Here is a 13,451-nt window from a genome sequence, read left to right as displayed (position 1 = left end):
ATCATCCTCCTGGTCGGGCCGGTTGTGCTGCTTCCAGGAGTTCGGCGAGTTCCACCAGGTCGGTGCCGGTGAGCCGGGGGAGTGCGCAGCCGGAGAGGGTGCGGCAGGTGTCGCGCCAGCTCGCCGGGATCGCCGCGCCGCCGCCCAGCGCGCCGGTCAGTGCGCCTGCCAGGGCCGGTGCCGAGTCGGCGACGCGGGAGAGGCAAGCGGCGGCGGGGACCGCCTCGGCGATACGGCCGCCTGCCGCGACCGTGAGGGCCAGGGCCACCGGGACCGTTTCGGCCGCGGCGATGCCGTAGCTGTAGACGTGGTCGACGATTTGGTGTTCGAGGAGGGGGATGAGGGCGAAGGCGCTGTCGGCGGCTTGTGCGAGCTCGAGGGCGTGGCGGGCGTTTCGGCCGATCTCCGTCTCCTCGGGGAGTTCGGTGAGGGCGGCGGCTACACAGGACTCGGTCTTCGCGCCGGTCAGGGCCAGTGCCACGGCCGCCGCCATCGCCCTCGCGCCGTGTACGCCGTCGCCGTCCTGGGTGTAGCGGGCGTCGAACTCGGCGAGGTCGGCGGCGCGGTGGGGGTCGCCGGGGTGGGCGACCGCCAGGACGCAGGCCCGTACGCAGGCCGCGTCGTCGAAGTAGTGCGGGTTGTCGTGGCCGGTGGCGGGTGGGCGCAGGCCGGTGGCGAGGTTGCCGAGGCCGGCGCGGACGGAGATGCGGGCGCGGAGGGGGAGGATCGCCGATTCGACCTCCGGGGCGCGGTCGGCTGCGGCGGCCACTTCGCCGGCTACGGCGTTCCAGGTCAGGTCGATGGCTGCTCGGATGCGGCGTTCTCGGCTGAGGTCGGCGAGGGCGGTGTCGTCGCCGGCTCGCAGGACTGCCTCGGCCGCGAAGGCCGCCCATTCCGCGTCGTCGGAGGGGCCCAGGCGGAGGGGTTCGGGGGGCTGGTTGAGGGCGATGGGGACGGGGAGGGTGGTGGTCGCGTTGTGTTCGGCGAAGGTGTCGAGTTCGCGGGTGAGGCGGCGGGTCCATTCGGGCATGCGGGCGGCTCGGTGGCGGGCGGCGGGCCAGCCGGCGGCGTCGCCTGCGGCCAGGCCGAGCAGGAGGCCGAGGACTCGTTGACCGGCCTCGGCTTCGCCTTCGGCCTGGTGTTTCCCGCCCGCACCACCCGTGCGACTTTCGTCGTCGGGTGCGGGTGGCCCCGGCGGGGCGTGCTCGCCGTCGGCGGCCGCGGGTTCCTCCGGGGGCTTGGCGGCGGGGGACTGCGGGGTCGCGTGGGGCACGAGGTCCTGCGGGGGCGTGCGGGCCACGAGGTTTTGCGGGGCTTCCGGGGTTGCCGGGGCTGCGGGTGCTTCCGGGGCTGTGGGGGTTGCGGATGCCTCCGGGGCCGCTCCGGTTGTGGGTGCTTCCGGGGTGGTGCCGGTCGTGCGTGTCTCCTGGGGCGTCCCGGGTGCGAGTGCCGCCACGGTCGTACCGGTCGCGAGTGCTTCCGAAGGGGTGCCGGTCGCGCGGGTCTCTGCGGCCGCGTCCGTCACGAGTTCCTCCGGAACCGTCCCTGACGCGAGTTCGTCCGAGGTCGTCCCCGCCGCGATGCACTCCGAGCTCGTCCCGGCCGCTGCCTTCTCCGAGCCCGCGGCCGCCCCCCGCTCCGTCGGCGCCGGAGTCTCGGCCGGGTGTCCGCCCTCGTCCCAGGGGCTGGGCGGTGTCACGGCCGGGCCTCCGGCTCGGTGTCCGTGAGCAAGGTGAAGGAGCGGCTTGCGGGGGCCTCTTCCCGTACCGGTTCCACGGCTTCCACGGCCTGCGTCGGTGCCGGTGCCCCCGCCGCCCACTTCCCGCCCTCCGTGGGCGTCAACAACTCCGCCACGTCCAGCACATGGTGTCCCGCCATCGACGGCAGACAGCTTCCGCGGGCCGGGCCGATCGCCGCCGCCCACTCCGTCGGGATCGCCGACTCGCCCTGGGTCGCGCCCGCCAGCGCGCCCGCCACCGCTGCCGTCGTGTCCGCGTCGCGGCCCATGTTCACGGCCGTCAGTACCGCCTGGACGAAGTCGCCGTCCGCCGCCGCGTACGCCCCGAAGGCCAGGGCGACCGCCTCGGGGGCCAGGTCGGTCCAGGGGTAGCCGCCGATGACGACCGCGGAGCGGACCGCGCGTTCGCCTCGGTGGGCCACCGCCACCGCCCGCCTCAGCGACCTGGCCGTCCAGGAGTCGTCCGGGACCACCGCGAGCGCCGAGGCGACCACCGCGATCGTCGGCGCGCCCGCCATCGCCGCCGCCACCCCCGCCGCCACCGCCTGGCCGCCGTAGATGCCCTCGCCGTCATGGCTCACCGAACCGTCGATCGCCACCAGCCGGGCCGCCTCCGCCGGGCGGCCCGCCGCGAAGACGCCGAACGGGGCCGCCCGCATGGCGAGGCCGTCGCTCCAGGCGTGGCGGTGCTGGGCCGAGATGGGGGCCGCCAGCCCCCGGCGGAGGTTCTCCAGCGTGCCCCGTTCGCTGAAGCCGGCGCCCCGGAAGGGGCCTTCCGCCCGGTCCGCGATCCACTCGTGCCAGGCCGTTTCCACATGGGCCGGGGTGAGGGCCGAGCCGTGGCGGGCCAGGAGGAGGCCGGAGAAGATCGCGTACTCGGTGTCGTCCGTGCCGGAGGGCTTGTCGGTGACGAAGCCCGTGACCCGGCCCCAGCGGGCGCGGATCTCTGAGGGCTTCATGTTCTCCGCCGGGGCGCCCAGAGCGTCGCCGACCGCCAGGCCGAGGAGCGCGCCGCGGGCCCGTCCGCGGAGTTCGGCGGCGTCCCCGGGCGCCGGAACCGAGGGGATGCAGGCGATCGATGCCATACACGGCCTTCCTCCGGGGGCTCCGCCCAGGGCGCGGAGCCCTTTGCGGATATGTCCCACCGTCGGCGGTTGACCCGAGCCTCGGAGGCCTCAGTGTCACCCGGTCGACATTTGTGCGGGCACCCACACGAATGAGCGTTCCAAGGGAAAACCGCAGGTTAGCCCAGCCTTTCCTTGCTGGCGGAGCGGAATTTCCGGGCGTAGATTTGGCGTTGTCGAAGAATAGAACTTGTCTAAAGACAGCCTTACCTGAGTTTCTGGGGGACCTTCATGGCCATCATCGAGATCGAGGCGCCGCTCCACGAAGCGCACCGCGACAACCACACCCACCGTGATGTGAACGGCGGCTGGCTGCGGCCCGCCGTCGTCGGGGCGATGGACGGTCTGGTCTCCAACCTCGCCCTGATGACCGGTGTCGCGGGAGGGGCGGTCGGTCATCAGACCATCGTGCTGAGCGGCCTCGCCGGGCTGGCCGCCGGCGCCTTCTCCATGGCCGCGGGTGAGTACACCTCCGTGGCCTCGCAGCGCGAGCTCGTCGAGGCCGAGCTGGACGTCGAGCGGCGGGAGCTGAGAAAGCACCCGGAGGACGAGGAGGCCGAGCTCGCGGCGCTGTACGAGGCCCGGGGTGTCGAGCCGAAGCTCGCGCGGGCCGTGGCAGCGCAGCTCTCCCGTGATCCCGAGCTGGCCCTGGAGATACACGCCCGGGAAGAGCTCGGCATCGACCCCGGTGATCTGCCGTCCCCGCTGGTCGCGGCCGTCTCGTCCTTCGGGTCGTTCGCGCTGGGCGCCCTACTGCCCGTACTGCCGTATCTGCTCGGCGCCACCGCGCTGTGGCCGGCCGTACTTCTCGCGCTCCTGGGGCTGTTCCTGTGCGGGGCCGTTGTGGCCAGGGTGACCGCGCGGACCTGGTGGTTCAGCGGGCTGCGACAGCTCGCGCTCGGGGGTGCCGCGGCCGGTGTGACGTACGCCCTGGGCAGTTTGTTCGGAACGGCCGTAGGATAGCTCGGCTGGAACTTATGCGTTGGGCCGCATAAGTAGCCGTTACTCGCTGGTTTCGGATGCATGACCACCGGGCATGAGCCGTAAGCGCTGTGGGCAATGACGCCTGCGGCGCACTCGCGGGGTGGGCGACGACGCCTCCCTCGCCACCGGACCGACGGAACTCCGATCTGATCGATCTTTTTCCGCCGGATCCCACATGCTTTCCGCACATACTTTCCGCCGCCGTGCGCGGTACCCGCCGCGACCGCGGCGTCCGCATGTTGGAACGGAGTATCCCGGTTCCCGAGAACCGCTCCATCATGTAACCTGCACGAAATTTTGCACTCACGCAGAGGGCCAACGTCGTCCCTCGGCAATCTGCATATGCCACATGACGACGACGGGAGAGCCGATGCGTACGCCGCGCCAGCCGTCCCAGCACTCCGCGAATGGCCAGAACTGGTCGTTCATGGATGCTCGCCCTGCTGCGCAGGGTATGTACGACCCCCGCAACGAGCGCGACGCCTGTGGCGTCGGGTTCGTGGCCACCCTCACCGGCGAGGCGAGCCACGCGCTGGTCGAGCAGGCGCTCACCGTTCTGCGCAACCTCGAACACCGCGGTGCCACCGGCTCCGAGCCCGACTCGGGCGACGGCGCGGGCATCCTCTCCCAGGTGCCGGACGCCTTCTTCCGCGAGGTGGCCGAATTCGAACTGCCCGCAGCCGGTGCGTACGCCGTCGGTATCGCCTTCCTGCCGGAGGAGGAGACGGCCGAGGCCGTCTCACGCATCGAGACGATCGCCGGTGAGGAGGACCTGACGGTCCTCGGCTGGCGTGAGGTTCCGGTCGCGCCCGAACTCCTCGGTGCCACCGCCCGGTCGACGATGCCGGCCTTCCGGCAGATCTTCGTCGCCGACGGTTCCTCGGAGGGCATCTCGCTCGACCGCAAGGCCTTCGTGCTGCGCAAGCGCGCCGAGCGCGAGGTCGGCGTCTACTTCCCGTCGCTGTCCGCGCGGACCATCGTCTACAAGGGCATGCTGACCACGGGCCAGCTGGAGCCCTTCTTCCCGGACCTGTCCGACCGCCGTTTCGCCTCCGCGATCGCGCTCGTGCACTCCCGGTTCTCCACGAACACCTTCCCGTCGTGGCCGCTCGCCCACCCGTACCGCTTCGTCGCGCACAACGGTGAGATCAACACCGTCAAGGGCAACCGCAACTGGATGGTCGCCCGCGAGTCGCAGCTGGTCTCGGACTTGTTCGGCTCTGCCGACCATGGACACAGCGGCGCCGAGGACAAGGCCCTCGAGCGGATCTTCCCGGTGTGTACGCCGGACGCCTCCGACTCCGCGTCCTTCGACGAGGTGCTGGAGCTGCTCCACCTCGGCGGCCGCTCCCTGCCGCACTCCGTGCTGATGATGATCCCGGAGGCGTGGGAGAACCACGACTCCATGGACCCGGCCCGGCGCGCCTTCTACCAGTACCACTCCACGATGATGGAGCCCTGGGACGGCCCGGCCTGCGTCACCTTCACCGACGGCACCCAGGTCGGCGCCGTGCTCGACCGCAACGGCCTGCGCCCCGGCCGCTACTGGGTCACCGACGACGGCCTCGTCGTCCTCGGCTCCGAGGTCGGAGTCCTCGACATCGACCCCGCCAAGGTCGTCCGCAAGGGCCGCCTGCAGCCGGGCCGTATGTTCCTCGTCGACACCGCCGAGCACCGCATCATCGAGGACGACGAGATCAAGGCCGCCCTCGCCGCCGAGCACCCGTACGCGGAGTGGCTGGAGGCCGGCGAGATCGAGCTGCCCGACCTGCCCGAGCGTGAGCACATCGTGCACACCCACGCCTCGGTCACCCGCCGCCAGCAGACCTTCGGCTACACGGAGGAGGAGCTGCGCGTCATCCTCGCGCCGATGGCCAAGGCCGGCGCCGAGCCGATCGGTTCGATGGGCACCGACTCGCCGATCGCCGCGCTGAGCGAGCGTCCGCGTCTGCTCTTCGACTACTTCACCCAGCTGTTCGCGCAGGTCACCAACCCGCCGCTGGACGCGATCCGCGAGGAGCTCGTGACCTCGCTGCGCTCGTCCCTGGGCCCGCAGGGCAACCTGCTGGAGCCGACGGCGGCATCCTGCCGCTCGGTCACCCTGCCCTTCCCGGTGATCGACAACGACGAGCTGGCCAAGCTCATCCACATCAACGCCGACGGCGACATGCCGGGCTTCAAGGCCGCGACCCTCTCCGGTCTGTACCGGGTGCACGGCGGCGGTGACGCCCTGGCCGCGCGCATCGAGGAGATCTGCGCCGAGGCCGACGCCGCCATCGACAACGGCGCCCGTCTGATCGTCCTGTCGGACCGCCACTCCGACGCCGAGCACGCGCCGATCCCGTCGCTGCTGCTCACCGCGGCCGTCCACCACCACCTCATCCGCACCAAGCAGCGCACCCACGTGGGCCTGTTGGTCGAGGCCGGCGATGTCCGCGAGGTCCACCACGTCGCCCTGCTGATCGGCTACGGCGCCGCCGCGGTCAACCCGTACCTGGCGATGGAGTCCGTCGAGGACCTGGTCCGCGCCGGCACCTTCCTGTCGGACATCGAGCCCGAGCAGGCCATCCGCAACCTGATCTACGCCCTCGGCAAGGGCGTCCTGAAGGTCATGTCCAAGATGGGCATCTCGACGGTCGCCTCCTACCGCGGCGCCCAGGTCTTCGAGGCCGTCGGTCTCGACGACGCCTTCGTGGAGAAGTACTTCAACGGCACGGCCACCAAGATCGGCGGCGTCGGCATCGACGTCATCGCCAAGGAGGTCGCCGCCCGCCACGCCAAGGCGTACCCCGCCTCCGGCATCGCCCCGGCGCACCGCGCGCTCGACATAGGCGGCGAGTACCAGTGGCGCCGCGAGGGCGAGCCGCACCTGTTCGACCCGGAGACGGTCTTCCGCCTCCAGCACTCCACGCGCACCGGCCGCTACGACATCTTCAAGAAGTACACGGAGCGCGTGAACGAGCAGTCCGAGCGCCTCATGACGCTCCGCGGGCTCTTCGGCTTCAAGTCGGACCGCCAGCCGATCTCCATCGACGAGGTCGAGCCGGCCAGCGAGATCGTCAAGCGCTTCTCCACCGGCGCCATGTCGTACGGCTCCATCTCCAAGGAGGCGCACGAGACCCTCGCCATCGCCATGAACCAGCTGGGCGGCAAGTCCAACACCGGTGAGGGCGGCGAGGACCCGGAGCGGCTGTACGACCCGGCGCGGCGTTCGTCGATCAAGCAGGTCGCCTCCGGCCGCTTCGGTGTGACGTCCGAGTACCTGGTCAACGCCGACGACATCCAGATCAAGATGGCCCAGGGCGCCAAGCCCGGTGAGGGCGGCCAGCTGCCCGGCCACAAGGTCTACCCGTGGGTCGCCAAGACGCGTCACTCGACGCCGGGCGTGGGCCTGATCTCCCCGCCGCCGCACCACGACATCTACTCCATCGAGGACCTGGCCCAGCTGATCCACGACCTCAAGAACGCGAACCCGCAGGCGCGGATTCACGTCAAGCTGGTCTCCGAGGTCGGCGTCGGCACGGTCGCGGCGGGTGTGTCGAAGGCGCACGCGGACGTGGTGCTCATCTCCGGCCACGACGGTGGTACGGGCGCCTCGCCGCTGACGTCGCTGAAGCACGCCGGTGGCCCCTGGGAGCTCGGCCTCGCCGAGACCCAGCAGACGCTGCTGCTCAACGGCCTGCGCGACCGCATCGTCGTGCAGACCGACGGCCAGCTGAAGACCGGCCGTGACGTCGTCATCGCCGCGCTGCTCGGCGCCGAGGAGTTCGGCTTCGCGACCGCGCCGCTCGTCGTCTCCGGCTGCGTCATGATGCGCGTCTGCCACCTGGACACCTGCCCGGTCGGCATCGCCACCCAGAACCCGACGCTGCGCGACCGCTTCTCCGGCAAGGCCGAGTACGTCGTCAACTTCTTCCAGTACATCGCCGAGGAGGTCCGCGAGATCCTCGCCGAGCTGGGCTTCCGCTCCATCGAGGAGGCCGTCGGCCACGCCGAGGCCCTCGACGTGACCCGCGCGGTCGACCACTGGAAGGCGCAGGGCCTGGACCTGGAGCCGCTGTTCCACGTGCCCGAGCTGCCCGAGGGCGCGGTGCGCCACCAGCTGATCGAGCAGGACCACGGCCTGGAGAAGGCGCTCGACAACGAGCTGATCAAGCTCGCCGCCGACGCGCTGGCCGCGGACTCCGCGACCGACGCCCAGCCGGTGCGCGCCCAGGTCAAGGTCCGCAACATCAACCGCACGGTCGGCACCATGCTCGGCCACGAGGTGACGAAGAAGTTCGGTGGCGCGGGCCTGCCCGACGACACCATCGACATCACCTTCACGGGCTCCGCCGGCCAGTCCTTCGGCGCCTTCCTGCCGCGCGGTGTCACGCTGCGCCTGGAGGGCGACGCCAACGACTACGTCGGCAAGGGCCTCTCCGGCGGCCGGGTGATCGTCCGTCCCGACCGGGGCGCCGACCACCTCGCCGAGTACTCGACGATCGCGGGCAACACCATCGCGTACGGCGCGACCGGCGGCGAGCTGTTCCTGCGCGGTCGTACGGGCGAGCGGTTCTGTGTCCGCAACTCCGGCGCGACGGTCGTCTCCGAGGGCGTGGGCGACCACGGCTGCGAGTACATGACCGGTGGCCACGCGGTGGTCCTGGGCGAGACCGGCCGTAACTTCGCGGCCGGTATGTCCGGCGGTATCGCGTACGTCATCGACCTCGACCGCGACAACGTCAACGTCGGCAACGTCAGCGCCATCGAGGCCCTCGACGACACCGACAAGCAGTGGCTGCACGACGTGGTCCGCCGTCACCGGGAGGAGACCGGCTCCACGGTCGCCGAGAAGCTCCTGGCCGAGTGGGACACCGCCGTCGAGCGCTTCAGCAAGATCATCCCCAGCACGTACAAGGCAGTGCTCGCCGCCAAGGACGCCGCCGAGCGAGCCGGTCTGTCCGAGACCGAGATCACCGAGAAGATGATGGAGGCGGCGATCAATGGCTGACCCGAAGGGCTTCCTGAACCACGGCCGTGAGGTCGCCAAGTCCCGCCCGGTCGACGTGCGTCTGAAGGACTGGAACGAGGTCTACGTCCCCGGCTCCCTGCTGCCGATCATCAGCAAGCAGGCCAGCCGCTGCATGGACTGCGGCATCCCGTTCTGCCACAACGGCTGCCCGCTCGGGAACCTGATCCCCGAGTGGAACGACTACGCCTACCGCGAGGACTGGGAGGCGGCGTCGGAGCGCCTGCACGCCACGAACAACTTCCCGGAGTTCACGGGCCGGCTGTGCCCCGCTCCCTGTGAGTCGGCGTGCGTGCTCGGCATCAACCAGCCGGCCGTCACCATCAAGAACGTCGAGGTCTCGATCATCGACAAGGCGTGGGACGCGGGCACCGTCGCCCCGCAGATCCCCGAGCGCCTGTCCGGCAAGACCGTCGCCGTCATCGGCTCGGGCCCGGCAGGCCTGGCCGCCGCCCAGCAGCTCACCCGGGCCGGCCACACGGTCGCCGTCTACGAGCGCGCGGACCGCATCGGAGGCCTTCTCCGGTACGGCATCCCCGAGTTCAAGATGGAGAAGCGGCACATCAACCGCCGTATCGAGCAGATGCGCGCGGAGGGCACCCGCTTCCGTACCGGCATCGAGATCGGCCGCGACCTCAAGGCGACCGACCTGAAGAAGCGGTACGACGCGGTCGTCATCGCCGCCGGCGCCACGACCGCCCGTGACCTCCCGGTCCCCGGCCGCGAGCTCAAGGGCATCTACCAGGCCATGGAGTACCTGCCGCTGGCCAACAAGGTCCAGGAGGGCGACTACGTCACCTCCCCGATCTCGGCCGAGGGCAAGCACGTCGTGGTCATCGGCGGTGGCGACACCGGCGCCGACTGCGTGGGCACCGCCCACCGTCAGGGCGCGGCCTCCGTCACGCAGCTGGAGATCATGCCCCGCCCGGGCGAGGAGCGTGCCGCGCACCAGCCGTGGCCGACCTTCCCGATGCTCTACAAGGTCACGTCGGCCCACGAGGAGGGCGGCGAGCGGGTCTACTCCGTCTCCACCACTCACTTCGAGGGCGACGAGGACGGCAACGTCCAGTGGCTGCACCTCACCGAGGTGGAGTTCATCGACGGCAAGCTGACCCCGAAGCCGGGCACGGAGCGCAAGATCCCCGCCCAGCTGGTCACCCTCGCCATGGGCTTCACCGGCACGGACCGGGAGAACGGCCTGGTCGAGCAGTTCGGCCTGGACCTCGACGAGCGCGGCAACATCGCCCGCGACGCCGACTTCCAGACCAACGTGCCGGGTGTGTTCGTCGCCGGTGACGCGGGCCGCGGCCAGTCCCTCATCGTGTGGGCGATCGCGGAGGGCCGCTCGGCCGCCCGCGGCTGCGACCGCTTCCTGACCGGCGCGAGCGAGCTGCCGGCGCCGATCCGGCCGACGGACCGCGCGCTGATGGTCTGACATCTCCAGAGACGTCCCGTACAACGGCGTACGGAACATTGACGGCGCCTGCCCCTTGTCCCCGACCGGACGAATGGGCAGGCGCCGTCGCCTTTCTCAGATGGCTCGCAGCCGTACGGTCACCGGGGCGGGCTCCTCGGGGACGGGCAGCGACTGCACGGTCAGCGCGTCCCCGCTCTCGACCACTCCACTGCCGGAGCGGTCGAGATGCGCGTCCACCACGACCCGCCGCCCCGGCGTCCAGTCGGCCGACAGCCGGAAGGGCACCGCGAGCGTGCCCTCCCCGTCGTACGAGATGTCCTGGACGGTCAGCGCGAGCTCCCGTGAGGGCGCGTCCGCGAGTGTCACGTCGAGGACCCGCACCCGGAGGACCGCCGCCGAGAAGGCGCCCAGGTCGGGAGTGAGCAGTACCCGTCCAGAAACTGTCGTCATGTCGCTCAGGAGTATGTCTCTCAGGAGTTGAGCACGGCGTACCGCGCCTCGATGTCGACCGGCCCGCCGGTCAGGTTGCGGATCTCGATGAAGTACTTGATCAGGTTGCTCGCCTGACGGTCCACCTGGACCTTCCACTCCACCTGGGCGTTGCCGTCCACCATCGGCCACGTCGGCACGACAGTCCAGTCGACCCTCCAGGCCTCCGGCCAGCTGTGCGTGAACCACCGGCGGCTGGTGTTCGCCGGTACCTGTCCGCGGAACTGCACTCCCAGAATCATGACTCTTCCCCCTTCGGCGCCTCGGGCGCGCCCCCGCCGTCCTGCAGCTTCTCCGCGGCCGGGGCGCCCGCGACGCCCCCGCCGTCCTGTGCCGCGCCGAGCGGCGCGTACCCGGCGCCGGCGAACTCGGGCCCGCCGATGCCGCTGCCGGTCCCGGTGACCACCGTTCCCGCCGGCGCGCCCGGCGCCCCGCTCAGGCTCGGTGCCGGACCGGCGTCGACCGCGTCGGCCCACCCTGCGGGCATGGACTCGCCCGGCATTCCCATGGATTGCATGGTTCCCCCTGTTTCTCGGACCCGTCAGGTCGCGTTGGCGCCCCAGCCCAGTACGTCGTAGCGGGCCTGGATGTCGATGGGACCGCCGGTCAGGTTGCGGATGTTGAGGAAGTACTTGAGCAGTCCACCGGACTGCCGGGTCACCTGGACCCATGACTCGGTCTGCGCGGGCCCGTCCACCACGGGCGCGGTCGGCACGACCGTCCAGTGGACGTACCAGTGCGCGGGCCAGCTGTGCGTGAACCAGCGCCCGACCTGCCCGGCCGCGACCCGCCCCGTGAACTGCACGCCGGAGAAGCGCGCCGGCGACTCCAGGTTCGCGTACATCGTGCGTATGGCGAGACAGTCGCCGGGGCTGAGCCCCGCCCGCTGGCCGATCTCGACGTTCTGCCGGGGCACGATGGTGTCCTGGCCGTTGTTCGAGAACGCCCAGCGCGGATAGTGCATGATCGAGTGGTAGTCGTACGCGCCGACGTCGTCGCCGTCGGTGATGTGCTGGTTGAAGTTGTGGGCCATGCCCTGCTGGATGTTGGCCCAGTGGATGGTGACGAACTGGTCCCGGTCCTCGCGGCTCTGCTCGTGCCAGAGCCCGACGGCATGCCCGATCTCATGGATCGCGGCGCCCAGCTCGCAGCCCTGGCCCAGCGTGATCTGCTGGACGTTGCCCCGCCGGCCCACGGCCGAACTGCAGCCGCCGCCGGGGACGAACCGGATGTAGTCCGGGTACTGGGCCTGGTTCTGAGCCGTGCGCTGCACGAACCGGATGCGGGTGTTGCGCTGCCAGTGGTCGATGGCGCCGGTCACCCGGGCCTGGTCGGGCAGGTTCGGGTCGATCTCGTACGGCACGAGTCCGTTCACCCAGCGGAACTGCGTGCCGGGCAGGACGACCCCGTTCTCCTCCAGGGCCACCGCGTGCTCGGCGGCGACCTGCTTGGACTCGATGAGGTCGAGGATGATGTCGCCCTCGAACACGGGCTGCCCGTCGACCTCGGTGTACTGCACCGCCTTCGGCCCCTTGCCCGCCAGCTGGACGAGGCCCGCCTGGACCTCCGGTCCGACGTGGTAGGGCCCGAAACCCGAACCGGCGGCGGCCGGTTCGGCCGTGTCGGTTGCCATGGCGTCCCCCTTGATTGACGTTGTTCCCCCTTGGGGTGATTAACGTCGATGAGGCGCCATCTTTCGTCAATGGAGGGCGGGGGCGGCTTTTGTCTCGTACGTCTGGCCCAGCACGGCCAGGGCACCTTCTACGTCTCCCCGTACCCCTGCCCCGCCGGCGAGGTGTGCGGCGGAGCTTCTGGTCGCTGAGAGGGAGGTGGGGCCGCTGTGCCGTAATCTCGGCAGCCGGAGCAGTGCGTCAAGGGGGAAACAGGACATGGCCGCGATCGGTCTCAGCAAGGTCGAGGAGACCGCGCCCGCGCTGGTGAGCCTCTACAAGAGCGCCGCGGTGTCGCTGCGCAAGCACGGGCTGGACGGGGTGCGGGCCGCGGTCTACCTGGTCGTGGACTACTCCGGGTCGATGAAGCCGTACTACAAGGACGGCAGTGTGCAGGCGCTGGCCGACCGGGTGCTCGGGCTGTCGGCGCACTTCGACGACGACGGGACCGTGCCGGTGGTGTTCTTCTCGACCGACGTCGACGCCGAGACCGAGATCGCGCTGGCCGACCACCGGGGGCGCATCGAGCGGATCGTGGCCGGCCTCGGGCACATGGGCAAGACCAGCTACCACCTGGCCATGGACGCCGTCATCGACCACTACCTCGACAGCGGGTCGACGGACCCCGCCCTGGTCGTCTTCCAGACCGACGGCGGTCCGATCAACAAGCTCGCCGCCGAACGCTATCTGTGCAAGGCGGCCCGGCTCCCGCTGTTCTGGCAGTTCATCGGCTTCGGGGACCCGAACAGCAAGCAGTTCGACTACCTGCGCAAGCTCGACGAGCTGTCCGTCCCGGACAAGAGGGCCGTCGACAACGCCGGGTTCTTCCACGCGGGTTCGGAGCCGCGGAAGGTGTCCGACGCCGAGCTCTACGACCGGCTCGTCGGCGAGTTCCCGAAATGGCTGATGGCCGCTCGGGCGCAGGGGATCGTACGCCCGGCCTGACCCGTAGACCGGTTGCCCGCCCCGTTGGCCGGGCCCGTGGGGCCGTGTCACCCTGAGGTGATCCGAGGGGAAG

At 70.8% G+C, this 13,451-nt stretch carries 10 protein-coding genes; 4 read left to right on the top strand and 6 right to left on the bottom strand.

Annotation, left to right across the window (positions count from 1 at the left end; genetic code table 11):
- Nucleotide 1: 1 nt before the first annotated feature.
- Nucleotides 2-1,456, bottom strand: coding sequence for an ADP-ribosylglycohydrolase family protein (locus IF78_RS0118100; protein ID WP_031483449.1), 1,455 nt, complete (start codon nt 1,454-1,456; stop codon nt 2-4).
- Nucleotides 1,457-1,695: 239 nt separating this feature from the next.
- Nucleotides 1,696-2,823, bottom strand: coding sequence for an ADP-ribosylglycohydrolase family protein (locus tag IF78_RS0118095; protein WP_234439850.1), 1,128 nt, complete (start codon nt 2,821-2,823; stop codon nt 1,696-1,698).
- 270 nt (nt 2,824-3,093) lie between these two features.
- Between IF78_RS0118095 and IF78_RS0118090 the strand changes: the two genes are divergently transcribed.
- From IF78_RS0118090 to IF78_RS0118080, 3 genes are all read left to right on the top strand, one after another.
- Entirely contained in the window at nt 3,094-3,825 is a 732-nt protein-coding gene (locus tag IF78_RS0118090) for a VIT1/CCC1 transporter family protein (protein WP_031483453.1), read from the top strand.
- A 391-nt stretch (nt 3,826-4,216) separates the two neighbouring features.
- Nucleotides 4,217-8,839 (top strand): glutamate synthase large subunit, encoded by a 4,623-nt coding sequence (gene gltB / locus IF78_RS0118085; protein WP_078662489.1) that lies wholly within the window; start codon nt 4,217-4,219, stop codon nt 8,837-8,839.
- A complete protein-coding gene (locus tag IF78_RS0118080; RefSeq protein ID WP_031483457.1) occupies nt 8,832-10,292 on the top strand; it encodes a glutamate synthase subunit beta in 1,461 nt (486 codons plus the stop codon). The genes gltB and IF78_RS0118080 overlap by 8 nt, the downstream gene beginning before the upstream one ends.
- Before the next feature lie 96 nt (nt 10,293-10,388).
- Here IF78_RS0118080 and IF78_RS0118075 read toward each other — a convergent pair whose 3' ends face one another.
- Genes IF78_RS0118075 through legP form a run of 4 tightly spaced genes read right to left on the bottom strand, consistent with a single transcriptional unit; the run spans nt 10,389 to nt 12,396 of the window.
- The gene (locus IF78_RS0118075; protein WP_031483459.1) at nt 10,389-10,724 is read right to left on the bottom strand and encodes a YbaY family lipoprotein; all 336 of its coding nucleotides are present in this window, start codon (nt 10,722-10,724) and stop codon (nt 10,389-10,391) included.
- A 20-nt stretch (nt 10,725-10,744) separates the two neighbouring features.
- Nucleotides 10,745-11,005, bottom strand: coding sequence for a hypothetical protein (locus IF78_RS0118070; protein WP_031483461.1), 261 nt, complete (start codon nt 11,003-11,005; stop codon nt 10,745-10,747).
- Nucleotides 11,002-11,271, bottom strand: a complete 270-nt coding sequence (locus IF78_RS0118065) for a hypothetical protein (RefSeq protein WP_031483463.1) — start codon at nt 11,269-11,271, stop codon at nt 11,002-11,004. Before IF78_RS0118065 ends, IF78_RS0118070 begins: the two co-directional genes overlap by 4 nt.
- Before the next feature lie 33 nt (nt 11,272-11,304).
- A complete protein-coding gene (legP, locus tag IF78_RS45075) occupies nt 11,305-12,396 on the bottom strand; it encodes a Dot/Icm T4SS effector Zinc-dependent metalloprotease LegP (protein ID WP_051827976.1) in 1,092 nt (363 codons plus the stop codon).
- Between the two features lie 256 nt (nt 12,397-12,652).
- Here legP and IF78_RS0118055 point away from each other — a divergent pair, with 256 nt between their 5' ends.
- Entirely contained in the window at nt 12,653-13,378 is a 726-nt protein-coding gene (locus tag IF78_RS0118055; protein WP_031483466.1) for a vWA domain-containing protein, read from the top strand.
- Nucleotides 13,379-13,451: the final 73 nt, after the last annotated feature.

The sequence above is a fragment of the Streptomyces bicolor genome, from assembly GCF_000719285.1.
In the GTDB taxonomy this organism is placed as follows: Bacteria; Actinomycetota; Actinomycetes; order Streptomycetales; family Streptomycetaceae; genus Streptomyces; species Streptomyces bicolor.
Note: the sequence above shows the minus strand (reverse complement) of the source record. Positions and strands in the feature narration are given on the sequence as shown.